Below are 25,736 nucleotides of genomic sequence, written 5' to 3'. Positions count from 1 at the left end.
TTTTTTATTTGATGACAAAAAAATAAAAAAAATTTAACTTTTTTTCAAAAAAGTGCAGACAAAAAGCTTCTTCACTTCGTCTATATAGGTAAGAGGTGAATACGTAATGAAAAAGTGGTGGAAACGTGCAGGTATGCTGTTAGCTCTGCTTATTATTATATATTTAGGTGTGAAACCAGACATGCTGGTAGGCAAACCGGGAATTAAGGCGGAATCTGCTGTGCTGATGGATATGAGAACAGAGCAGATTTTACTCGACTTTAATGGTTCGGAAGGAACAGCTCCAGCAGGGGTCAGCAAGTTAATGACAGAATTGCTTGTACTTGATGCAATTACTAACGGAGATATCCATTGGGAAGATCCGGTTACAGTTAGCCTGTATGCAAGCTCGGTTGGTGGAAGTCATCTAGCCTTGAAGCAAGGGGAACAGTTTACGGTGCGTGAGTTGTTTCAGATTGTAGCCGTTTATTCTGCGAATGATGCGGCAGTTGCACTCGCTGAACATATCAGCAGCTCAGAACAAGCCTTTGTGTCTGCAATGAATAAGAGAGCTGCGGCTATTGGGTTATCAGATACGACAGTATTTACGAATTCAACCGGACTAAGCGAGAAGCTGCTGGGTCCTAATCGTCCTGAAGCCATTCAGGGGCAGACTGTGATGACCGCTATAGATGCATGTAAGTTAGCAAGATACCTCATTACAAACTATCCTCAAATATTACAAACCTCCAGTCAGATGCAGGTGTCCATTCATCAGCGAGGCATGTATATGAGTAATACGAATTGGATGTTGTCCTCCCTAGGTGGCCCATATGCTTATGATGGCAATGATGGATTGAAGACAGGATATGACGAGGCTACAGGGTACCACTTTGTTGGAACAACGGAGCGCAATGGTAAACGATTGATCTCGGTTGTATTTGGTTCCGAAAGCCGGGAAGGACGCTTTGTGGAAACGAAGAAGTTGTTCAACTACGGGTTTTCCGGCTCGCAGTAATCTACCACAATCATGTAATGGGAAATCGGATGCCCATCATGCCATACCGGCTGTGTCAGATGGGCGTTCTTTCCAATATAAGCTTACTCATGATAAGATGGATTTACGGAATATTCCATAATACTATGAATTTCACTTATAAGGGGGAAACGAATTGAACTCAATTAGCAAGAAGGTATATGCACTAACGCTAAGCATGGCAATGTCTATTGCCTTGATTCAGCCTGCAGTACAAGCTGCGGAAGCTGTTAAACCTACAGCAACTGTTGCAGAAACGATCGCTTCAAAAGCATCACAAACGCTACAACAACTGGGATACATAGATAGCACAATAGAATCAAACACGCCGATTACTCGTGCAGAGGCAGCAGTCATTTTACAGCGTGTACTTAAACTGGATGCACCAGCTTCACTTACTGGTTTTGCGGACGTATTAGCGAGTGATGAGGCTGCACCGGCAATTTATGCTTTGAAGCAGGGTGGGCTAATCCAAGGGAAAGCAAAAGGTTATGCTCCAGATGCACCACTGACACGGGCACAGATGGCCTCTTTGTTCACACGGGCATTTGAATTAAAAGACAACGGTATTCAGGTTGTATACAGTGATATGAAGCAAATTCCAGCAGTTCATGTGGAAGATGCTGTACGGATCAAGCAACATTTTATTATTGAAGGTTCTGCGTTTAATGCCAAACAATCGGTAACTCATGGAGAGTTCGCTGATGCTCTATATCTTGCGCTAGGACTGGATGTGAAGTCTGAGGGTCTTACACCGCTAGAGGACTTCTTCAAACAGCCTGCTCAGGCAGGATTCCAGATGTCTCCGGATGGTAAACATCTCGCTTACTTGGAGCCGTGGAATAACCGCATGAATATTGTGGTTAAGGAGAATGGACAGGACAAGTCTATTCGAGTTACGAGTGAGTCTGAACGGAGTATCATGGGATTTGGATGGGCAACCGATAATAAACTGCTCTACATCAAGGATGCGGCGGGAGACGAGAATTACCACATCTATGTGACGGATATCGATGGCAAAAACAATAAGGATCTCACACCATACCCTAACACCAGAGCGACTCTGATTGATCCGCTCGAAGGTGTGCCAGATGAAATTCTGGTGGCCATGAATAAACGTGACCCTCAAATCTTCGATGTATATCGCATCAATATCAATACAGGCGAGGCCATTCTTGCTGCAGAGAACCCAGGAAACATTACGGGCTGGCTCACAGACCATGAGGGTAAAATTCGTGTGGCTGTATCCAGTGATGGCAATGTATCTTCATTGATGTATCGTGAATCCGAGGATAAGCCATTTGAGCCGTTGTTAACAACGAAGCTTGGAGAGACTTTTGCGCCAGTTATGTTCACGTATGATAACAAAAATATTTATGCAATCTCCAACTTGGATCGGGACAAATCAGCTATCGTTGAGTATAGTCCTAGCACCAAGCAAGTAACCAAGACGATCTTCGAAAATAAAGAAGTAGATGTCACAAGTTTTGTACCATCCAAAACGCAAGGAACCATTCTTGCAGCTATTTACGAAACGGATAAAGTAAACTATGAATATTTCGATGCTGAATTCAAAAAGCTGATGGAAGACATCAAGGCTAAGGTACCAGGCAAAGAGATTAGCCTGTCCAGCATCAGTGAAGAAGGTCAAGTATTATTCATTTCTTATAGTGATAAATCGATGGGCACGTACTACTTCTATGATTCGGTGACGGGCAAGCTGGATAAACTAGCCGATGCTGCGCCATGGATTGATGAGGACAAAATGTCCGATATGAAACCAATCTCGTACGAGTCACGTGATGGATTGACCATCCATGGATATCTGACATTGCCTAAGGGAGTCGAAGCTTCCCAGTTGCCACTTGTCGTTGTACCACATGGTGGACCTTGGGCTCGTGATTCATGGGGATATAACCCTGAAATCCAATTCCTCGCTAGTCGTGGCTATGCTGTGCTACAGGTAAACTTCCGTGGATCTACAGGTTACGGTAAGGAATTCCTGGATGCAGGCAATAAACAGTGGGGCAAAGCGATGCAGAACGACATTACAGACGGCGTAAATTGGTTGATCGAAGAAGGAACTGTTGATGCAGACCGAGTAGCAATCTATGGTGCATCTTATGGTGGATATGCTGCTTTGGCTGGTCTGGCGTTCACTCCAGACGTATATGCTGCTGGCATCAGCTATGTTGGCCCTTCCAACATCTTCACTTTGCTGGATTCACTGCCACCATATTGGGAATCAGAGCGCAACATGTTCTATGAGCGTGTAGGTGACCCAGAGAAGGATAAGGAGCTGCTTACGGCGATCTCACCTCTATTCCATATTGATCAGATGAAGGCACCTTTGTTCGTCGTTCAAGGAGCGAATGACCCACGCGTTAAACAGGCTGAATCAGACCAGATCGTTGAAGCGCTACGTGAGCGCGGGGTAGACGTACCTTATATGTTAAAAACAAATGAAGGTCATGGCTTCGCCAATGTAGAAAACCAGTTGGATCTGTACAGAGCGATTGAGAAATTCCTCAATCGTCATCTGATGAAGTAATTCAGGCAAGGTCATTAACTAGATCAGATTAATACTCAATATCGCAGTCTTGTATAGGCATAAAAAGAGACGAATACTATAATACTTGAGTACCGCCCTCAGATTCTACGGAATCGTTGGGCGGTATTTTTTTTATATATACGGTGTAATATTCGCTTGTAATTATATATTTATAAATTGACATAACAAATGTATTTGATTTAAAATGACCAGTGAGTCATAATTATTCTTAAGTGTTTAATATAGATGTAACAGTTCAGTTTATGTGCGTTTAATAAAGTCCGTTTATCTCGCTAAATTATATGTGATCGGGAGGTAACACAAGATGCAGAAACAAATGAAATGGCCGTTAATTCTGTTTGCAGTCGGGGTATTTATGGCGGCACTGGATAATGGGATCATTACATCGTCTCTAACGACGTTGAATGCCTCATTCGGGGTATCACCAACTTGGGGTGCGTGGACGATTACATTATATACTCTCGGTCTTGCTGTGAGTGTGCCTATTGCAGGTAAGCTTTCAGACCGCTATGGTCGTAAGAAGTTATTTCTGATTGAAGTAGCTTTGTTTGGCATCGGGTCTTTACTCGTCGCATTAAGTACATCCTTTACGTTCTTCCTGATTGCTCGTGTTATTCAGGCCTTGGGCGGTGGCGGGATCTTCATCATTGCAAGTTCCTATGTACTCAGTAAATTTCCAGCAGAGCGGCAAGGTACAGCATTGGGCTTACTGGGAGGTATGAATGGGGTGGCTGCCATCCTGGGGCCAAACGTCGGTGCTTTTATTTTGGATATGACAGGGAACTGGCACTGGTTATTTCTCATCAATGTACCGATTGCAATCTTGTTGTTCATCGCGGGTATACGTTATATTCAGGATGAACAGGAATTGAACCGTGCAGCAGTGGACTGGAGTGGGATTGCAGTTCTAACCCTTGGTGTGCTCAGTCTCATGTACAGCTTCAGTAATTTGGATGGCGTAAATATGCTGCAAAGCGTAGGTTCACCGATGTTTTACGGGTTTTTCTTGTTGGGTGTAATTGTTCTGATTGTATTCTACTTTCTTGAGAGAAGGCTCGAAGGATCAGGACGTGAACCGGTTGTGTCCACACAGTTGCTGGGTATTGCGTCCTTCCGCTGGACACTGCTCATCGCCTTTTTCTCAGGCGCTATTCTAGCTTCGGTCATCTTCATTCCTGGCTTCGTAGAGCAGTATCTGGGTGTGTCTAACACAGCCTCAGGTTACTGGTTTACGCCACTTGCGCTGGCTTCAGGGATTGGGGCAGGAGGTGGCGGTTATTTGGTGGATAAGAAAGGACCAATCTGGACGTTGTCTGTGGCAGGGCTTCTGTCGGCAATTGGATTCCTGTTATTCCCGTTATGGGTTGAGCATATCTGGCAGTTCGTTATCGCGAGTACACTTGTAGGTATCGGATTTGGTATGATGCTGGGTGCTCCAGTAAACGTGCTTGTGACGGAACAGGCAGGTGAGAACAATAAAGGGATTGCCGTGGCAACCAGCTCGTTATTCCGCCAGATGGCGATGGCCATTGCTCCTACGATCTTTGCAGGTTTTCTGGCACGTTCGTTCTCTAACCTGGGAACTAATATTCAGGATGGTTTTGCTGATCAGGGAATACAAGTATCTCCTGAGATGCTTCAACAATATACCTCAGGGGGAGCATCAGGTAGTGATGTCTCAAGTCTGACTGAGGGGTTATCACAGATTGACCCTGGCATTCGAGACACTATACTGCAGGCTCTCCACGTGACGACAGGTCAAGGATACAACGGCCTGTTCTGGTCAGCAGTTATTTTCAGTGTATTAACCCTGGTAGCTGCATTGATTACAGGGGTTCTGCGAAATAGAGAAAAGGGGAGCGCTGTAGATCTCTCTTAAGTAAATTTATGATTGAGTTTATAATTTTGAATATAACATCTAGTGATCAGAACAGTTCCTTTATGCGGTTTATATATGGAGCTGTTCTTTTCAATTTAACCGGATTGTAACTTTTACTCATGTAGCAATGTTTACAATAGAACGAGCGTTAGCGGTGCTTTCGAATGATATAGAGAAAACATTAGAGAACGCCGAGTCATAAGCCGTTAGGCACGTTTAATGGTAGGTAGGCAATTCATTTTTATAGTGAAGAAGGAATCGACGGATGACAAGAAGAACTAAAGAAAAGAAGAAGAAAAGAAGAAAAGGTCTATATATAACTCTCGTTTCGCTCGTGGTTTTGTTAATTGGCGGGTATTTGTTCCGTCAGCAGCTAGCTGTTGCTGCATTTGATCTTTTTTTGGCAAATTCAGTTGAAGATCAGTTGTCTCGTTCTTATGTTCCGCAGGAAGGCAATAATACGCCAGATCCGACGGTGTATCGTAAAGAGCCATTTTCTGTACTTCTGCTCGGTTCGGATAAACGCGCGTATGAGAAAACAAGAGGTCGTTCCGATACGGTCATCTATGCGGTTGTGCGTCCTAAGGAATCTCGTGTACTTCTCGTTTCGATCCCACGTGACACATATGTGCAGATTGTGGGTCGCGACGCGAATAAGGATGGGGAAGACGATTATGACAAACTGGCGCATGCCTATGCATTCGGAGGGGAGAATATGTCCATCAATACGGTGGAGAAATTCTTAGACGCAGATGTAGGGTATTATGCTACCATTAATTTTGATGGAATCAAAAGAGTCGTGGACGCGCTTGGCGGGGTGAAGCTGCCGATTGAAGAGGACATCGTGAATAAACATCCGGATCATGTGCAATTCACCATCGAAGGCGGTAAACCAATCTATGATGGTCAAGAAGCGCTGTACTATGTTCGATATCGTGAGGACAGTGACTTTAATCGTACCAAGCGGCAGCAGATATTCCTGAACTCGATGGCGAATGAGATGCTGAATCTCAATTCAATCAGTAAAATCCCAGAGCTACTGGAGATTATGGGAGATAACTTCCAGACAGATATGCGTCCATCCTTTATCGTTGATCTGGCGAAACAGGTGCTGACACAAGAGAAACCACAAATTTCTAGCTTCACGATTCTAGGTGAAGGTATGCGCAAAGACGGGATCTACTATGGTAAAGCGGATGAGAAAGACGTCCAATATGCCAAAGAGCTGATTACCAACTGGATGGATGAATCGACCCCAGCCGGCGCCTTGATGATACCAGACCGGCAGAAGATCGAGTAACGAATTCCATACAGAGGCCTGATTATAATCAGCAGTACGGCGTTTATTTGCGGGCTGCTGTTTTTTCTTTTTCAGAAGAGCGACGAGACCTTTTGGAACATCTTACGTTTTGAAACGTATAATATGGGTTGAGGATTAGTTGTAAGTCGAAATTCGTGAGGGGGATACGTGAGGGTATGAACATCGCATTTTTTTTGCTGCCTAAGCAAGAGGTTACGTGTGTAACATCGGATTCTACTCTGCGGCAAACATTGGAACGGATGGAGTATCATCGCTTCACAGCGGTGCCCATTTTGAATAAGGAAGGCAAATATATAGGTACGGTCACTGAGGGTGATCTATTGTGGTACATGAAGAATGCCGAGGGAAAGATCACATTTGAAAACGCTTCAAAATTCCTCCTTAAGGAAGTACCACTTCGCCTAGATATTAAGCCTGTATCCATTAATGCCAATATGGAGGATCTTATTAACCTGGCTAAGGTTCAGAACTTTGTACCTGTCGTCGATGATATGGAACGCTTTATAGGCATTGTCCGTCGTAGCCAAATCATAGAATATTGTGAAGGCATTGTAGCTAAGGAATCCATGAAGGCAAAATAAGAAATTAAAAACGTTACTGGCACAGGGATAATCCGAGCCGCTCAGTACCATGTTAAACAGTGGGAGAGCAGAAAAAGGTGGGTAATTCCCTTCGCATAAGGGAACATTTTGTAGCCCCCCTTTTTATGTTATAATGGAGAATAAAGCTTTTTCGGGGAGAGTGACTTTCGCCAATATGCCTAAAGAACTGGATGTAGCCAAACGCGCTAAAGTGATTGAGTGGCTGAAAACCGAAGTACTTGACCAAGTGTCTCGATTGTTCAAAGCCTTGTGGGAAGGCAGTACTTCCCGAATCGGAGACAGTCTAGCCAGTCTGATGATGAGTAGTTACATATTGGGCCGCAGGCTCGGTATTCCTTTCAAGGATCTAGATGCACTGCTTGTGGAAAAGCTGAAGAAGCACAAATCGGAAGGTCACCAATTGGAAGATTGGTACCAAGATATATCCGCGCTTGAAGATCATATGCGTAAGAGGTGAATTTGTTGAATTTTAGCTTTAAATCAGTTATTTGGAGCGTTGTGTTTCTGCTCTTGTTACTATCGCTTATAACGCCTTTATCGGTGCTCACGGTATTTTTCATGCTCGTACCAGGTGTGATTCTGTATGCGTACCTATCGGTTAAATCGTTTGTCGTGCATCTCATCCCAGTCGCCATAATATTATTCATGATTGAACCGTTGTATCTCATATTCTTAGTTGTGTTTACGGTGCCAGCAATCGTAATGGGGCATGCCTTCAAAAAAGGAAAATCAGCTCTGTTTGCCTTCCTGGCGGGCAGTGGTGCAATCTTGGCTGAATACTTGTTGATGCTGCTGATCGGGAGCGTTCTGTTCCATTTCAATCTGTATAACTATATTGAGGACATGGTGAAACTGGCTACGGAGCCACTGACAGCTTCAGATGGACTGGTCAATGGATTTGTATGGACGCCTGAAATGACAGAGGATGTGGCCAGACGAACGCAGCTCTTAATTCCGTTCGCTCTCGTAGTGACTGCACTTGTGATGTCGCTCATTACACATCTCATTGCACGTCCAATTCTGAATGTAATGGGTGTGAGTGTAGCTAATTTCCCGCCAGCACGTGAATGGCGCATGCCTCGTGCTCTCATATGGTATTACTTCCTTGCACTGATCTTTACGCTCATGTCTGGTGAGAATGATGGGTCGTATTGGTCGATGATTGCGGCTAACTTGTCGCCATTAATTAATCTCGGCTTCATGATACAAGCGATAGGCTTCTTCTTCTTCCTTTCTCATGCGAAGAAGTGGAATCCAGTTATACCGTATTTACTTGCGGCTGCGGTCTTCTTCATTGGTCCGCTACGAATTATCGGAGTTATTGATCTGGTGTTCCCGCTTCGCGAGGCAATAACGAAACCAAAACGTTAGGGTGATGAGTCTTGCCTAAATTTCTGAAGAAACGCTGGCACGGCTACTATACCGTATGGGCGTTCATAATGCTGCTACTGCTAGTTATGTTGGTGACCATTTATAACTGGACGCTTGGTTTGGTTAGTCTACTTCTGGCTTCGGCGCTGGGGATCGTCATGATTAAGGCGGAGCTAGCGTTCCGTCGAGAGTTGAATGACTACATTAATGGACTGTCTATTCGGATCAAACGAATGGAAGGCGAAGCCGTAGGTATGCTTCCATTCGGCATTGTGTTGTACAGTGAGGATCGTACGGTAGAGTGGCATAATCGTTTCATTGCAGATATGTTCCATGAAAAAACAATGGTAGGTAACCCGCTCCAAAACTTGTTTCCCAATCTTCCTCAACCAAAAGAGAAAAAAGATGGAACCAAGGAGCTGACCAGGGAACTTCATGATGAATTCCAGTTGGATGACCGGTATTACGGTGTAATTCATAATCCGCAGGAGCGGTATGTGTATGTCTACGAGATGACAGAGTTAGCTATTCTTCGTGATAAATATGAAAATGAACGTATGGCACTGGGGATCTTAGTGCTTGATAATCTTGATGAAGCAGCGCAAGGCATGGATGATCAGCAGCGAACCGCGTTAATCGCGCGTGTAACGAGCGAGATCACATCCTGGGCTAAGCGTTATGAGGTATATCTGCGACGCTTGTCCTCAGATCGGTATCTTATGATGCTGAACTATAAGTCGTTGCAAGAGTTGGAGCAGAGCCGATTTGTTATTTTGGATGAAGTTCGTGAAATGACTGCTGACCTCAAAGTTCCAATGACGCTCAGTATCGGTCTAGCCTTTGGATCGGATAGCATTGGAGAAATGGGAGAGCTTGCTCAATCAAGTCTCGATATGGCACTTGGTCGCGGTGGTGACCAGGCTGCCGTGAAGTCTGGACAGCGCTTGTCCTTCTATGGTGGTAAATCGAATGCTGTTGAGAAACGCACACGAGTAAGAGCAAGGGTCATTGCTCATGCGCTGCGTGATCTGATGCAAGAGAGTGACCGTGTGCTCGTTATGGGGCATAAAATTCCGGATATGGATGCAATCGGTGCCTCTATTGGTGTATGGAAGGCGGCTAGTTTATACAATGTAGAAGCGCGAATCGTCCTTGATGGGCCGAATCCATCAATTGAACGCATGATGGAGCAAGTGAACAAGGATGAGAAGCTGTCCAAAGCATTTGTATCGCCTGAACAAGCAACACAGATGATGACTGAGCATACGTTGCTGGTCGTGGTGGATACACACAAAGCTTCGATGACAATGGAACCGAAATTAGTGCAAGCAGCTACGCGTGTAGTAGTTGTGGATCATCATCGCCGCGGAGAAGAATTTATTAATGATGCGGTACTCATCTACTTGGAGCCATACGCTTCATCGGCTGCGGAGCTAGTGACCGAGCTGTTGCAATATATTCATGACAAAGTGCAATTTACACCCCTTGAAGCAACAGCACTGTTAGCGGGAATTACGGTGGATACGAAGCATTTTGCATTGCATACAGGTTCACGTACATTTGAAGCAGCGGGCTTTTTACGTCGTAGTGGTGCAGACACCATCATGATCCAACGCTTGATGAAAGAGGATCTGTCAGAATATATTGCTAAGGCAGAAATCATAAAGCATGCTAAAATGGTATATGGGAACATTGCGCTGGCGGTCACAGACCCTGGCAGCAAGATTTCACAGATGATGATCGCCCAAGTGGCGGACACATTGCTGAACATGACCGATGTCGTTGCATCATTTGTGATCAGTGAGCGCCCAGATGGGCTAATTGGCATCAGTGCTCGATCACTGGGACGGATGAATGTACAGGTCGTTATGGAGAAACTTGGCGGTGGCGGACATTTAACCAATGCTGCTGTACAGCTTGAAGGTACGTTGGGAGAGGCAGAAAAACGGCTGATGAACGTACTTGCTGAAATCGAAAAGGAAGAGGGGCTGTTCGAATGAAGGTCATTTTTATAAAAGATATGAAGGGTCAAGGCAAGAAAGGGCAAGTGAAGGAAGTATCTGAAGGTTATGCACAGAACTTCTTGTTACCACGGGGAATTGCTCGTATAGCAACAGACGGAAACATGAAGACGCTGGACAACCAGAATGCGGCTGAAGAGAGACGCAAACAGGAAGAGAAGGCAGAAGCAGAAGCACTAGGCAAAAAACTCGAATCAGAAGTGACAGAGCTTAAGGCGAAGTCCGGCGAAGGTGGCCGTTTGTTCGGTGCAATTACATCTAAACAGATCGCAGAAGCTCTTGCAGCTAAAGGTCTGAAAATCGATAAGCGTAAAATTGAGTTGGACGAGCCTATTCGTACTCTCGGTGTAACGCAAGTATCTGTCAAGATTCACCCTGAAGTGAAGGCAACCTTGAAAGTACAAGTAACGGAGGAATAAGATGGGCGGCGAAATGTTATTCGACCGGATTCCCCCACAGAACCTGGAAGCCGAACAGGCTGTGCTGGGTGCAATCCTGTTGCAGGGCGAAGCTCTGATTACAGCGATGGAACGGGTGCAAACCGAGGATTTCTATGACAAGCCCCATCAATTAATTTTTGAAGCGATGATTCAGCTGGGTGAGGGAAATCAACCGATTGACCTCGTAACACTAACTTCGCTTCTGAAGGATAAAGGTGAGCTTGAGGACATCGGCGGCGTTAGTTATCTGGCTAAGCTGGCTCATGGTGTACCTACAGCCGCGAACGTAGACTATTACGCTCAGATTATTGAAGAGAAATCGATGCTGCGTCGTCTGATTCGTACAGCTACGCAGATTGTTAGCGAAGGATATACTGGCGGTGAAGACGTTGCTGGCATGCTCGGTGAAGCAGAACGGCGCATTTTGGAGATCTCTAACCGGCGTTCCAGTAGCGGTTTTATTGCCATTCAGGATGTACTCATGGAGGTATTCGATAAAGTCGAGACGCTGCATCAAAACCGTGGAACCACGACGGGCATCCCGTCCGGATTTATCGACCTCGACAAAATGACAGCCGGATTCCAGCGTAGTGACTTGATCATTGTAGCTGCGCGTCCTTCAGTAGGTAAGACAGCCTTTGCTTTGAATATCGCTCAGAATGTGGGGATTCGCGCGCAAGAGACGGTAGCTATCTTCAGTCTGGAGATGTCAGCCGCACAGCTTGTACAACGGATGATCTGTGCGGAGGCCAATCTGGATGCGGGGGTTCTGCGTACGGGTGAATTTAAAGGTGATGAGGACTGGCAGAAGCTAACGATGGGCATCGCTGCGCTAAACGAAGCAGATATCTATATCGATGATACGCCAGGGATTACGGTGGCCGATATTCGTGCCAAATGCCGTCGCCTCAAAAAGGAAAAAGGCCTTGGCATGATTCTAATCGACTATTTGCAACTCATTAGTGGACGTGGTAAAGCAGGGGAGAACCGTCAACAAGAGGTATCCGAGATTTCACGTACACTGAAACAGATTGGCCGGGAACTGGAAGTTCCGGTTATTGCCTTGTCTCAGCTAAGCCGGGGCGTAGAGCAACGTCAGGATAAACGTCCGATGATGAGTGACTTGCGGGAATCGGGATCGATCGAGCAAGATGCTGACATCGTAGCTTTCCTGTACCGGGACGATTATTACAATCAGGAAACCGAGAAGAAAAATATTATCGAGATTATTATTGCTAAACAGCGTAATGGTCCGGTAGGCACGGTGGAATTAGTGTTCCTGAAGAACTTTAATAAATTCGTAAACTACGAGAGGGCACATAACGACGCCTTCGCCATGTAGTATTGAACACGCACGATAAGGAACCGGGGTTAGCCGTCAGACATGTTTTGACTGGCTTCGCCGGTTTTTTGCGTCGGAATATAGCGTAAATTCCGAACATTATAGTTTTACTATATCTAATTGTTCGCTATTTGATTTGACTTTGAAAAAAGGTACTGGTACACTAATACTGCTGCGTTAAAGCAGCGAAAACCTTCCTTTGGATGTAAATTGAAGGAAATTTTCACTGTCCGTTAGCACGCTTCTCCGCTGGTGTTTTTCACTTAAATTCCTGCCGAGATAGAGGACGGACAGACCAATACAAAGGTGCGCAAGGCACCCACGGAGGTATGTACTATGTCAACGGTAGTTGTAGTGGGAACGCAATGGGGAGACGAAGGTAAAGGTAAGATTACGGACTATTTAGCAGAAACGGCAGACGTGGTTGCACGTTACCAAGGTGGTAACAATGCAGGGCACACGATTCTGATCGACAACAAAAAATATAAACTAACGATGATTCCATCGGGTATCTTCTACACGGACAAAGCGTGTGTAATCGGTAATGGTATGGTGATTAACCCGAAGGCACTTATTGAAGAAATTAATTATATTCATGATAATGACTTCACAACGAAGAACCTGTCCATCAGTGAACGTGCTCATGTCATCCTGCCATACCACATGGTATTGGATGCACTGGAAGAAGAGAGCAAAGGTCCAAACAAAATTGGTACAACCGGTAAAGGTATTGGCCCAGCTTACATGGACAAATCAGCTCGGATTGGTATTCGGATGGTCGACCTGCTTGATGCGGAAGATTTCGAACTGAAGCTGCGTCATCTGGTTAAAGAGAAAAACCGCATCATCGAGCAGGTTTACAACGGTCAACCTGTCGATGTGGAAGAGATTCTGAAAGATTACCTGGGATACGCAGAGATCCTGCGTCCTTACGTACGTGATACATCTGTTGTGCTCAATGAATATATCGATGAGGACAAAAAAGTATTGTTTGAAGGCGCACAAGGCGTGATGCTCGATCTGGATCAAGGGACGTATCCGTTCGTAACTTCATCCAATCCATCCGCAGGCGGCGTATGTATCGGTTCTGGTGTAGGCCCAGCCCGCATTCAGCAAGTGATTGGGGTAGCTAAGGCATACACAACGCGTGTAGGAGATGGCCCATTCCCAACGGAGCTGCATGATGCGATTGGTGACCAAATTCGTGAGACTGGACACGAATACGGTACGGTAACTGGACGTCCGCGTCGTGTAGGTTGGTTCGACAGCGTTGTCGTTCGCCACGCTCGTCGTGTTAGCGGTATTACAGGTCTGTCCTTGAACTCACTGGACGTTATGACAGGTCTAGACACCGTTAAAATCTGCACAGGTTACAAATTCCGCGGTGAGGTTATCACTCACTACCCAGCAAGCCTCAAAATGCTGGCAGAATGTGAAGCAGTATATGAAGAAATGCCAGGCTGGAGTGAGGATATCACTGGAGCGAAGAAGCTTGAGGATCTGCCTGTAAACACACAGAACTATGTAAAACGTGTATCTGAGTTGACGGGTATTCCAATCGCGATCTTCTCTGTTGGTCGTAACCGTGAACAAACGAATCAAGTACTTCCAATTTACGAATAAGCATTATTGAAGCCTCAGTGGTCGCTACTTTAGCGGTCACCGAGGTTTTTTTCGTATACACAACAATTCATAATGATGAGAACCGATTATATTCCTCTAATTTCCGTCAATACTGATTAACAGTAGAGTGATAGACCCGAAGTGAAGCAAGATGAACGGGTGGGAAATTGGAGGGAGAGATCGGAAATGAAGCTGCTTCAATGGTTTGTAAAAATGGTGCTTACCGTTGTGTTGATCAGTGCACTGACCTTGCTGACGACCGGACTAATTGTACAGTCTTATGCTAAATCGCTGCTTGCAAGTTTTAATATTCAGTGGGAGGGTCAGCCTTTAGGGTTGGCAGCTATGTTTCAAGGCATGATCGGTGGAAAATCTGGAGAGGACAAGAAGACAGAGATTGAACCACCAGATCAGCCTACAGGAGCAGAAGAAGAACAGGTGCCGGAGAATGCCACTTCTGTAATGGGGAATGGCACAGATGACGATCCAGGGAGTACAGAACGTGATACCGAGGTGTCTCTAGGTGGCGACCAACCGAATACATCAACTGGTTCCGGTTCTGGTGAGAGTAGCGGAAATGAGTCTAATTCAGATGAAAGTTCAGGCGTAGGTGGGACGACAGGTGGTTCTGTAGGTAGTACAGGGGAAGGTGTTGCTTCCGGCAACGGAACAGGTGGAAGTTCTAATGGAACTGCACCGACAGGTAATGATGCAATTGTTGTATCGCCAGATGACATCACAGGTGTGAAGGATAAATTGCCGCTGGAGGATAAGGAGAAAATCTTCAGCTTATTGATGGCTAAGTTACCCCAGAAGGAAATGCAACAAATTTCCGGTGCTATGGAGGGTGGATTGACGGAGCAGGAATTACGTGAGATAGAGCAGGTAATCTCAAAGTATCTGACCAGCGAAGAATATGATAACTTAATGGAAGTACTGCAAGCAGAGTGAACAGTAGGGTAGGGCGAGGAATGTTCCTCTTCCGATCTGAGATACTCGCGGTATTTCTGCGAATCTTACTGGCATATATAAGAAATGCAACAGGGCGACTGCCCTAGTAACGCAACCGAAAGTAGTGTTTCATATAAAGACGATATCCAATGGAGTCGTGGAAGAAATTACTTGGCATAACTAGCTGTGATATTAAGGCATCCTATAGCAGGTTACGATACAAAATCCCTTATCAGAGTTCCTCTGGCGAGGGATTTTCAGGTTGTGTTTTTATGAAAGAGAAGTCATATTTCGGTGGGTCTTAGAACCTAGTCATAAAACTTGATGAGAAGTACATAGTTTCTTAATATTAAGGGGAAGAATGAAGCCCGAATGACCTGCCACCATATGGATAATACAGGAAAACCAAGCGGGGCGCGGCTTTGCGCTGTGATGGCTACAGTTGAAAAGAGTGTAAAACCTGTGTTAAAGTATACGGGTGCGACAAAAGGTTAAAATTTTGACACTTTTACGAGCGCAGCTAAAGTCCTGATTTGCGGACACCCAGATAGATAGATCAACAAACATGAGACACACACGATGGGTGATGTCTTGACAGAAATGCGAGCCTAGAAGTGCTGAAAAGGAGAGAATCATGAAAGGTTTCAGAGGCATACGCCAACCGGGCAAAAACCGGGAACACGAACAATCCGGGGAACACCGGACGGCCGAAGACAAAAACAACATGAGCATGTCCAACTTCAGTGTTAAACAGAAGCGCGTTCAAGCTTCGCGCAAATGGATCATCACGACAGCATGTGGATTGTTTATTGCTGCATCGGTCGGATTTGCAGGGAAACAGTATGTTGCAGCCAACACGGTTCCGTATTATAACGTAATCGTCAAAGGACAGGCTATCGGCAGCATTACAGACGAAGCGCAATTACAGCAGCTATTTGCAGACAAAACAGAGGAATACCAAAATAAATATCCACAAGCGGAAATGGTACTTAATACGGACGGCATTACCACCGAAACGGTAAAAGCATACAAACCGGAGATTAACAGTGATGAAACACTGAATAAACTCGACGATATGCTTACGGCTTACGCTAAAGGCGTGGAGCTGAAGGTCAACGGTGAAGTAATCGGCATTGTGAAGGATCAAGCAACAGCAGATGCGATTCTTGAGCAAGTGCAAAGCAAATACATATCGGCATCGGCTGTGCGTAGCTCGCTCAAGACGAAGTCGGTATCGGCGAACTCTTCGAAGAAAGCTGAAGGGCCAAGTACGACGTTGAAATCCGTAGATATCAAAGAAGATGTTGAGACGGATGCAGTTAAGGCAGATCCAAACAAAATATGGGATGTTTCTGAGGCGGTTAAAGCATTAACGGTCGGTAAAGACGCGCCTGTAACCTATGTGGTACGAGAAGGAGATACCATCTCTTCCATCGCTGCCAAATACGAGCTCACACAAAGTGAGATTCGTAAAAATAACCCTGGCATTAAAGAAACGTCTATGCAAATTGGAGACGAGCTGACACTTACGGTTCCAAAACCGGCGGTTACTGTGAAATCAGTCGAACAAGTTGTTGAGCAGATCGAGATCAAACCACAGGTTGAAGTACGTAAAAGTGCTGAGCTAAAAGCAGGGATAACCAAAGTGGTACGTCCAGGTCAAAGCGGCTTGAAAAATATGCAATATCGGATCACGAAAGAAAATGGCGAAGTTGTCCAAGAGGAATGGTTAGGTCAGGAAGTGGTTAAGTCAGCAGTGACTGAAGTCGTTCTTAGCGGTACGAAAGTAGTCGGCGAAGGTACGGGCGAGTTCGCATGGCCTGTCTCCGGCGCAACGATGAGCAGCAGCTTCGGTGAACGTTGGGGTCGTCAGCACAAAGGTGTAGACCTTGTTGGGAACCGGGATGTGAAATCCTCGGATGAAGGTGTAGTGACGTTTGCTGGACAGAAGAGCGGTTATGGCAATGTTATTATCGTTAACCATCGTAACGGGTACGAAACATTATACGGACATCTGAACAGCATTGGTGTTAAAGTTGGACAGATCGTCGAAAAGGGCGAGAGTATCGGTGTAATGGGCAATACTGGACGTTCAACAGGAACACATCTGCACTTCGAGATTATTAAGAATGGTACGGCAGAGAATCCAATGACATACTTGAACTAGTAATTATATTAAGAAGAAAATTCCGCGATATGCTTGTATCAAAATGTGGATTTTTCTTGTCATGAAGGTCAGCTTAGGCTGGCCTTTTTTCTATGGATCACTTCAGATATGTAAAAAAATTTCATTTTGCCGCTGATCGATTGCCAATCGGGATGTGACGCTGGTTCAGGTATGATAAACTATATATGTTCAACCTAATAGGATAGACAACTAAGATGAACAACTAACGATGATGACAGAACAACTTATATAAAGAGATAGACCGCATATGCGGATCAAGCAGGATACAGGGGTGAATACAGTCGATGCAGGGGAAGATTTTGGTCGTGGACGATGAACAGCCTATTGCAGACATTCTGAAGTTTAATTTGGAAAAAGAGGGATATGAGGTCATCTGCGCTTTCGATGGGATTCGTGCCGTCGAACTGGCGTTAGCCGAGAAACCGGATCTCATGCTACTCGATCTGATGTTACCAGGCAAGGATGGAATGGATGTATGCCGTGAGGTGCGTGCACATCTGGAAATGCCAATCATCATGCTGACTGCGAAGGACGGCGAGATTGATAAGGTGCTCGGTCTGGAGCTGGGTGCGGATGATTATGTAACGAAGCCTTTCAGCACAAGAGAGCTGCTTGCACGGGTGAAGGCACAGATGCGCAGAAGGCAGAAGCCGGCTATTGCGACGGAAGCGCAAGAGGATGAGAAGCAGGTTATGCGGCTGTTCGACTTGGTGTTTGATATGGACATGTATACAGCGTACAAAGGCGGAGAGCCGCTGGATCTGACCCACCGTGAATATGAACTTCTCTATTACATGGCGAAGCATTCGGGCAAGGTGATGACACGGGAACATCTGTTACAGGCCGTATGGGGATATGAATATTTCGGGGATGTGCGTACTGTGGATGTAACGATCCGTCGTCTGCGCGAGAAGATTGAGGAGAATCCGAGCAAACCGGAGACGATTCTGACGCGCCGTGGATTAGGTTATCTGGTGCGTAGTCCCAAAAGCGTGGGGATATAATGGGGCGATTCTCGCGATTTTCGTTCTTCCGAACGATTCAGGCGAAGCTAATTATCATATATGTACTGCTGATTCTAATTGCGATGCAATTGATTGGCGTTTATTTTGTCAGCGCGATGAAGAATTCTCTAACTAGTAACTTCACCGAGGATCTACAGGCGAGAGCGGAGATGCTGTCGGTGCTGGTGGGAGAGACGATGGCAGGCGGCGAAGTGGAGGCTGGCGAAGACAAAACGGAAAATCTGCGCGTACTAGTGAACAATCTGTTCAATATTAACGGGGCAGAGATTCAAGTGTTGGACGCCAGTGGTAAGGTGCTGACCACCTCACTAAGCTCTCATTCAGACTATGTTGGGCGAAAAAATACACAGACCGTTGTCAGCCGTGCGTTGCAGGGCATTCGAGACAATGAGGAATATATCGTTGATGAGGACAATGTCCGCAAAAAGGTGGTTGCCAAGCCGGTATTGTCCGGCGGCAAGATCATTGGCGCGGTATATATTGCCGCATCAATGAATGAGTTATATGCCACCATGGAGGGCATTAACAAGATTTTTATTTCGGGCATTCTTATTGCCCTTGTGTTAACAGCGGTGCTCGGCGTCATTCTATCCCATACGATTACACAACCGATCAAGGAAGTGACGAGGCGGGCAACAGCGGTGGCTGAAGGTAACTTTGACCAACAGACCCCTGTATTCGGCACAGATGAGATCGGCCAGCTCAGCCGGGCATTTAACTATATGACCAGCCGTTTGCGTGACGCACTCTCTCAGAATGAAGAGGAGAAAGAGAAACTGACCTCTATTCTGACCAATATGAGTGATGGTGTAGTTGCAACAGACGAGTATGGCAAAGTTATTCTAGTCAATCGCCGTGCAAGTAGCATTCTGGGAATGCGTCCGGCAGATATTGAGGGCAGGCACTTCGCTGTATTGCTCGGTATCGATCCTGAGGATGCGGAAGCACTCGCGAGCGGCTTCACAGGTTCAACCCTGTTGCAGATTGCTCCTGCGGGTCAGGAGGAGCCTGTTGTCATTCGTATGACGTTCACGCCTGTTCACAGGCGTGAGTTAGGAATTACCGGAACGATTGCGGTTCTCCAGGATGTCACGGAACAAGAAGAGCTGGAAGCATCCCGGCGTGAATTCGTGGCGAATGTATCCCATGAGCTGCGTACGCCGCTGACCACCATTAAGAGTTATGCCGAGGCGCTTGATGATGGTGCACTTGAAGATCCACAGCTCGCTGGGCGGTTCGTAGGCGTTATCCAGAATGAGACAGAGCGAATGATCCGCCTGGTTACGGATCTGCTACATCTCTCCAGGCTAGACTCCAAAGAGGCTCTTCTGCGTAAACAACCTACGGATATTCTGGAGATGCTGGAGGAAGTGACGGATCGATTCTCATTCCAGATGCATCAAAAGGATATTCAGCCTGTATTATCGGTGGAGCGTGATCTTCCTGCGGTACCGCTGGATCGGGATCAGATTGATCAGGTGCTTGATAATGTCGTGTCCAATGCGCTGAAGTACACACTTGAGGGTGGTAGGATCACGATTGCAGCACGCAAAACGAATGATCAGACGCTCGCAATCTCGGTAACAGATACGGGAATGGGTATACCACAGCGGGATTTGGATCGTATATTTGAACGGTTTTACCGTGTAGATAAGGCTCGTTCGCGTAGTATGGGCGGAACAGGGCTTGGGCTATCCATTGCCCGGGAAATTGTAAAAGCGCATGACGGCAGTATTACGCTTGAATCAGAGCTGGACGTTGGGACAACCGTAACATTCACATTGCCGATGCGTGATGAAGGAGGTGAGCACCGTGAAGGAACGGATTAAATCACTGGTGCTTACCACACTCGTTGTTGCCAGCTTAGTTCAGAGTTACTTTCTAATCTATCGTCTACCAGGCGGTGGGGATTCGGTTGTGACATCTGAAACGAACTATGTAAAGACCGAGAATATGGGTCAAGAGCGTAACATTGAGGAATTAATTTTTCCGGATCAGATGATTATTCATCTAGGTGAGGATAAACATACTGTGTTTTACCCAGGCAATACGTTCTATCAATTGATCTTCTCACGGCTGCAGGGGCGAACGTTTGATGATTTTCAGCGTCGTAGTGTGCAGTCTGTGAACTGGGATCAGATTCGGAAGGACAACCCTGGCTTTGAGCTGTCTTTCAAGGAGGGTATTCCGGTGGCTTTGTTACAGCGAGTAATGCGACTAGGCACGGATTCCCTCTTCCAGGGAGAGACGATTAACCGAATTTCAATCTATACCGCCAAAAATGAAACCAAGGCGCATGCACTATTCTTCAGCGCCAAGGGAGATGTCGTTTACGAGGCTACGCAGGCTGACCTAACGGTACAGGATGTGCAGCAGCATGTGGACTTCGGCAGCAACTGGACGCCTTATACGCTGATGGATGGTCGCTATTATATTCCTTCCGAAGCTATTGAGACGATTGAGGCGAGTATGCCAACAAGCCAGTTTACGGTAGAGCAGATGCAGCGCAGCTTGTTCTTCGACCCTAGCATGACCCGGAATATTCGGGAAAAGGATGGGTCAGAGATTTACACGGATAGTAAGCGGAGTTTGCAAGTGAAGCAGGATCAACGATGGATTAGTTACACCGATCCAGCTGCACCACCTGCGGGACAGATTGATGCGGCCAAGGACGCCTTGTCTGCGGTGGATTTTGTCAATCAGCATGGGGGCTGGAAAGGACGGTCGCGTCTGATGCTGGAGACAGCGGATAACAAAACACAGCTTCAGTTCCAGCAATATTACGGTAGCTTTCCGATTATGGACTCGATGCAATTCCGTTTCGGTACGATCAACATGGAAATGCGGCAGGAGACCGTATCCAGCTATGAGCGTTCATTGGAGTATCTGAACGAAGGTACGGAGACGAAACAATCGGTCAAGCTGCCTGGCGGGGACAAGCTGAAGGCACTCATACAGAAGGTAGCTGGTGCGAATCGTGAGGTTGTAGATGTATATCCAGCGTATAGACCGTCTGCGATTGAGGATGGTCTTAAGTTGATCCCGGTATGGGTGATTCGCTTCGGCAATGGGGAGGAAACGACGGTTTCTTAATAGTTCGTAGAGTGGAGCAAAGAGCTAACGAATCTGACACACCTTAAATGGCGGAATCAGCATAGGAGCAGAATCTAACGAACCTCAGCGATGCTATTGTCGTAGAGTACCGGTGAAAAGCGATAGAAAGGTCTATACATGCTAGAAATAACGTCTCTCCAATTCGTTAGATTACAAATTTGCCGAAAATGGAGCTAATAAGACGTGTGGAGTTCGTTAGCAATCAAGTATTTCATTTAGTTAACTGGTGGAGGTGAATGTTTTGGATTGGGGACGGGCGAAAAATGTATTAATCTATGCCTTTCTGTTACTGAATCTAGTGTTGGGATATCAGATCTGGATGGATGCACGGGAGACGGCCGGAGCCAATCTGGACTTCACCTCGCTGGCGGATAATACACAGCAGGCGATGGAAGAGAAGGGGATTCAGGTGCTCGCTCCTATCCCGAATGAAACACCGAAGCTACCGAAGCTGTCCTATGAATTTATAGAAGAGGACGAGGCAGGTATCCGTGTTGAGCTGGAACAGCCTGTAGACAGCAAGCTAATCTTCTCACAAAGTGAGTTAGAGGACGCGCTGCAAGATGAGATTCCGCAGATCGGTACTTACCGACTGGATCAACTGATGGCGGAGGATGGGGCATTTGTCCTTCATCCATTGGTGGATAGCAAATGGCCGCTCTTCAATGTCAGTCTGGAGCTATTCTACAGCGATCAGAAGATTACAGGTTACCTTCAGACTCCGGTGAAGATTACGACAGCGGAGGAGAGCGAGCAGCAGGTGCTTCCGGCGTCGAAGGCGCTGGGTACGCTGATCGAGAACTTTTTGCCTAATGATTCTATTGTCAAAGATATTCAGCTTGGCTATTACGGCCAGTTGTTCAATTCAGATCTACAAGTTGCGATGCCGGCATGGCGATTCGTGCTGGAAAGTGGCGAAGTGTTGTACGTGCAGGGCATCAGTGGGGATGTATTCAGTCCCAAGACAGATAAACCAGGGGAGTAATGAGTTATGGGGATTTATTTTACCGTATTGTCTAGTGGTTCTACAGGAAACGCCACAGTCATACAGCATGGAGGCACATCACTTATGATTGATGCAGGCCTCAGTGCGAAGCGGCTGGATGCACTGTTTCAGGAACGGGAGATCGCAGGAACAGAGCTGGACGGCATTCTGGTCACACATGAACATTCCGATCACATTAAAGGACTAGGCGCGATGTCTCGGAAATATAATTTACCAATCTATGCAAACACGAATACGTGGGCGGCGCTGGAGAAATCAGTTGGGGCAATTCCTGAGGAGAACCGGCGGATCTTTGAAACGGGTGAGAAGCATGATTTTGGCTCGCTCCGCGTGGAGTCCTTCGGGATCTCGCACGATGCAGCAGAACCTGTAGGGTACACGTTCGATGATGGCAGTGAGAAGCTGTCTGTTGCGACCGATCTAGGCTATATGAGCGACAAGGTTCGCGATGCCATCTCGAATTCTGACGTGCTCGTACTCGAATCGAATCATGACGTCGAATTGTTGCGGATGGGACGTTATCCGTGGAATACCAAGCGCCGAATCTTAAGCGATATCGGGCATTTGTCGAATGAAGCGGCAGGTGCAGCACTCAGTGAATTGATGAACGGACGCATCAAGCGCACGTATCTTGCGCATCTCAGCCGGGATCATAATATGATGGATCTGGCGAAAATGACCGTGCGCGATGCGATGGAGAGTCGTGGATGCTTCTATCGGGATCATGAGTTCAAACTCTGTGATACGTATTATGACCGTCCTACACCATGGGATAGGGTGGGTGAGCCATAAAGCTGTCTAGCTCAGCGGCTTTGCGCTCTACTTCCTCGCGGGTGAGAATGCCTTTGTCCACGAGCAGCTCAATGATGGTGCTTAGGGCTAATGTATTGCGGTAGTGCTCTTCTTTGAGATCGGCCAGCTTGGCCGCCATATGAACCTCTTCCATGGCTGTGAGTGTACGTGTGCGTTCCATAAGTAAATCCTCCTTCTAATGGTAGTTCAAAAAGTCCACTTTTGATTACGAAGGATGCCTGCTACCCTTTTTGAAGACACAATTCTATGAACCTTCGCATCCTTCTTTGAACAACCTTTTTACTATTATTGTAGTCAGGCTGGTTGGAAAACATTCCTCTTTTTGCCGCTATAAATGAAAGAAGAAGGCATGTATGCTGAAACAGTAGCTTATCGGATTAGAAAAAGTTTGCCTGAAAGGGTAAATATGCGCTTAGCGAACTGGATTTTGTGGTGATAGATATAGTATGAACCTTTATCGTTAGCTGCAAATTAGCGGAAATTTGCGATATTCTTCGTATTTATGCAACTTTTTCAGATTTAGCGTGTTTAGTATATAAGGAGCACTTGGAAATAGGCTGGAATGTGAGCGAACTGGTGAGTGTATTGGCATATCAAAAAAATGCGAGAGCTTGATTGATAGAGTCACTGGCAGAGTGGGAGATCCATTCTGTTGTACATAGACGCTTCATTTCGTGTACTTGGGAGTGCGGCGATATGCAAAAAAAGATTTTGGAAAATGCAAAAAGCATGGGGAAAGAGCTGGTATTTACGCCACGCACGTAATGGAGGACACAGAACGAAGCTGGAGAAGCGGAGCTCAGAGCTTTCTGAAAGAAAGCTTTATCGCGAGCATTGGTTCGCCTTCATCCCCGGATTTCACCCTTAAACAAAGGGCACAAGAAATCTAGGGCTAACAGCGATCGGAAGCTCATCTGTCGGCGGAGTGGGGTATGTGAGAACACCATCGACGTCCCATGCGACAATGATCAGGCGGCAGTCAGGATCTTGATGCGTGACAACGAAGGGGAGAGGATCACGATGGGATTGTTCGGAGACGATTTTTATTCAACTAAAGTTTCAAGACGCGCCGAACCTGTGCAGAAGGGCAAACTTCAGATTCTCCGCCCAGGAGGGCGTGATCGGTGGCAGAATCCGCGCAGATCACGTTCGGGTATTAGCTCCACGGTCAAAGTAGCCGTGATCAGTTCTGTGATCAGCTCCATCGTTACCGTTACCCTGTTCAGCTTCATCATGCAGCCAGCGTCTGTACCGTTATCTAATGCCACAATAGGCAATGGTTCAGGTGGCGGCGCGCCCTCTGCTCAAGCGGTTGATCCGTACGACCGGATCATTCAGGCAGCTGAGAAGGTGCGTCCTTCTGTAGTGAGCATTGTGAATCATAAAACGGGCAGCAGCCTATCTATGGAGGACTCAGCGTTAGGATCAGGTGTCATTTTCAAGAAGGAAGAGGGCACAGCCTACATTATGACCAACCACCATGTGGTGGAAGGTGCGAGTGATCTTGAGATTGTAACGGTGGACGGCGAGACACATAAAGCAAAGCTGGTTGGTAAAGACCGGGTGAGTGACATTGCGGTGCTGTCGACAGAGGATAAAGGGCTGGGAGCTGTGGCGGAGATTGGCGATTCCAGCAAGCTTAAACGAGGTCAGACCGTACTTGCCATTGGTAACCCGCTCGGTCTGGGCGGTACACTGACATCTGGGATTGTGAGTTATACCGATCGCATTCTACCCGTGTCGATTAATCAGGATGGCGTGTACGACTGGGAGCAGAACGTTATTCAGACAGATGCAGCGATCAACGAAGGTAACAGCGGCGGCGCACTGGTTGATCTGAACGGGAAAGTGGTCGGCATTAATACGATGAAGATATCGGATACGGGCGTTGAAGGTCTTGGATTTGCGATTCCGATGAACGAAGTAATGAAGACTGTCGATTCGCTATTGCTACACGGCAAAGTATCTCGTCCATACCTGGGTGTGTACACTGTCGATCTGAGCAATCCTTACGCTCCGTTGGATGACGAGCAGCGTAAGGATCTAAAACTACCATCCCATGTAGATAGCGGTGTGGTCGTGCTTGAAGCATCGGGGCCTGCATCGGAGGCGGGTATGAAGCTGAACGATGTTATTACTGAATTTGACGGGCAAAAGATTACCTCTACGCTTGATCTTCGTAAGTATCTGTATGATAAGAAGAAAATCGGCGATACGATTGAGGTAACCTTCTATCGGGACGGCAAAGCCGAGAAGGTATCGGTGAAGCTGTCGGATAAACCGGAGTAAAACATATATTAAGCACATGCTATGGTGAGATTGTGTTAGGGAATAAAAGAAAGAGCTGGTCAGGTCGTGGAGTGCACCCCTTAGAATAGACATTGGAAAAACCCCTGGGTTTAGCCGATGAAATTCTAGGGGGTGCATTTTTTATGGCGATTAAAGGACAAAAG

The 25,736-nt window shown here is 46.4% G+C and carries 20 protein-coding genes; 19 read left to right on the top strand and 1 reads right to left on the bottom strand.

The annotated features are described in order from the left end of the window. Positions 1-106: 106 nt before the first annotated feature. From ASD24_RS16175 to ASD24_RS16090, 18 genes are all read left to right on the top strand, one after another. Complete coding sequence (locus ASD24_RS16175; RefSeq protein ID WP_056697522.1) at positions 107-997, top strand: D-alanyl-D-alanine carboxypeptidase family protein; 891 nt, start codon at positions 107-109, stop codon at positions 995-997. Positions 998-1,151: 154 nt separating this feature from the next. Continuing rightward, the gene (locus tag ASD24_RS16170; protein ID WP_056697520.1) at positions 1,152-3,566 is read left to right on the top strand and encodes a S9 family peptidase; all 2,415 of its coding nucleotides are present in this window, start codon (positions 1,152-1,154) and stop codon (positions 3,564-3,566) included. 325 nt (positions 3,567-3,891) lie between these two features. Further along, positions 3,892-5,466: an MFS transporter gene (locus ASD24_RS16165; RefSeq protein ID WP_056697518.1), complete on the top strand. Its 1,575-nt coding sequence runs from the start codon at positions 3,892-3,894 to the stop codon at positions 5,464-5,466. Between the two features lie 265 nt (positions 5,467-5,731). Further along, positions 5,732-6,766, top strand: a complete 1,035-nt coding sequence (locus tag ASD24_RS16160) for an LCP family protein (RefSeq protein ID WP_056697517.1) — start codon at positions 5,732-5,734, stop codon at positions 6,764-6,766. Positions 6,767-6,942: 176 nt separating this feature from the next. Next, positions 6,943-7,368: a CBS domain-containing protein gene (locus ASD24_RS16155; protein ID WP_056697515.1), complete on the top strand. Its 426-nt coding sequence runs from the start codon at positions 6,943-6,945 to the stop codon at positions 7,366-7,368. Positions 7,369-7,543: 175 nt separating this feature from the next. After that, positions 7,544-7,846 (top strand): MazG-like family protein, encoded by a 303-nt coding sequence (locus ASD24_RS16150; protein ID WP_056697513.1) that lies wholly within the window; start codon positions 7,544-7,546, stop codon positions 7,844-7,846. A 5-nt stretch (positions 7,847-7,851) separates the two neighbouring features. Then, positions 7,852-8,760: a DUF2232 domain-containing protein gene (locus ASD24_RS16145; protein ID WP_056697599.1), complete on the top strand. Its 909-nt coding sequence runs from the start codon at positions 7,852-7,854 to the stop codon at positions 8,758-8,760. Positions 8,761-8,771: 11 nt separating this feature from the next. Then, positions 8,772-10,760 (top strand): DHH family phosphoesterase, encoded by a 1,989-nt coding sequence (locus ASD24_RS16140; RefSeq protein WP_056697511.1) that lies wholly within the window; start codon positions 8,772-8,774, stop codon positions 10,758-10,760. Beyond that, on the top strand, positions 10,757-11,200 hold the full coding sequence (gene rplI / locus ASD24_RS16135) for a 50S ribosomal protein L9 (RefSeq protein WP_056697509.1): 444 nt from the start codon (positions 10,757-10,759) through the stop codon (positions 11,198-11,200). Before ASD24_RS16140 ends, rplI begins: the two co-directional genes overlap by 4 nt. Before the next feature lies 1 nt (position 11,201). Further along, on the top strand, positions 11,202-12,563 hold the full coding sequence (dnaB, locus tag ASD24_RS16130) for a replicative DNA helicase (RefSeq protein ID WP_056697507.1): 1,362 nt from the start codon (positions 11,202-11,204) through the stop codon (positions 12,561-12,563). Between the two features lie 336 nt (positions 12,564-12,899). Beyond that, a complete protein-coding gene (locus ASD24_RS16125) occupies positions 12,900-14,186 on the top strand; it encodes an adenylosuccinate synthase (protein ID WP_056697506.1) in 1,287 nt (428 codons plus the stop codon). Positions 14,187-14,372: 186 nt separating this feature from the next. Then, entirely contained in the window at positions 14,373-15,137 is a 765-nt protein-coding gene (locus ASD24_RS16120) for a hypothetical protein (RefSeq protein WP_056697504.1), read from the top strand. A gap of 634 nt (positions 15,138-15,771) precedes the next feature. Then, a complete protein-coding gene (locus ASD24_RS16115) occupies positions 15,772-17,304 on the top strand; it encodes a M23 family metallopeptidase (RefSeq protein WP_056697503.1) in 1,533 nt (510 codons plus the stop codon). Positions 17,305-17,609: 305 nt separating this feature from the next. Next, positions 17,610-18,329: a response regulator YycF gene (gene yycF / locus ASD24_RS16110; RefSeq protein WP_056697501.1), complete on the top strand. Its 720-nt coding sequence runs from the start codon at positions 17,610-17,612 to the stop codon at positions 18,327-18,329. After that, on the top strand, positions 18,329-20,179 hold the full coding sequence (walK, locus tag ASD24_RS16105) for a cell wall metabolism sensor histidine kinase WalK (RefSeq protein ID WP_056697499.1): 1,851 nt from the start codon (positions 18,329-18,331) through the stop codon (positions 20,177-20,179). Before yycF ends, walK begins: the two co-directional genes overlap by 1 nt. Then, complete coding sequence (locus ASD24_RS16100) at positions 20,163-21,443, top strand: YycH family regulatory protein (RefSeq protein WP_056697497.1); 1,281 nt, start codon at positions 20,163-20,165, stop codon at positions 21,441-21,443. Before walK ends, ASD24_RS16100 begins: the two co-directional genes overlap by 17 nt. Positions 21,444-21,705: 262 nt before the next feature. After that, positions 21,706-22,449, top strand: coding sequence for a two-component system regulatory protein YycI (yycI, locus tag ASD24_RS16095; protein WP_056697495.1), 744 nt, complete (start codon positions 21,706-21,708; stop codon positions 22,447-22,449). Between the two features lie 6 nt (positions 22,450-22,455). Next, positions 22,456-23,262 (top strand): MBL fold metallo-hydrolase, encoded by an 807-nt coding sequence (locus ASD24_RS16090; protein WP_056697493.1) that lies wholly within the window; start codon positions 22,456-22,458, stop codon positions 23,260-23,262. Here ASD24_RS16090 and ASD24_RS16085 read toward each other — a convergent pair. Next, positions 23,231-23,443, bottom strand: coding sequence for a hypothetical protein (locus tag ASD24_RS16085; RefSeq protein WP_056697491.1), 213 nt, complete (start codon positions 23,441-23,443; stop codon positions 23,231-23,233). The genes ASD24_RS16090 and ASD24_RS16085 overlap by 32 nt on opposite strands. A gap of 860 nt (positions 23,444-24,303) precedes the next feature. On the opposite strand from ASD24_RS16085, the gene ASD24_RS16075 reads away from it, so the two are divergent. Beyond that, on the top strand, positions 24,304-25,572 hold the full coding sequence (locus ASD24_RS16075; RefSeq protein WP_056697487.1) for a S1C family serine protease: 1,269 nt from the start codon (positions 24,304-24,306) through the stop codon (positions 25,570-25,572). Positions 25,573-25,736: the final 164 nt, after the last annotated feature.

The organism is Paenibacillus sp. Root52, assembly GCF_001426865.1.
In the GTDB taxonomy this organism is placed as follows: Bacteria; Bacillota; Bacilli; order Paenibacillales; family Paenibacillaceae; genus Paenibacillus.
Note: the sequence above shows the minus strand (reverse complement) of the source record. Positions and strands in the feature narration are given on the sequence as shown.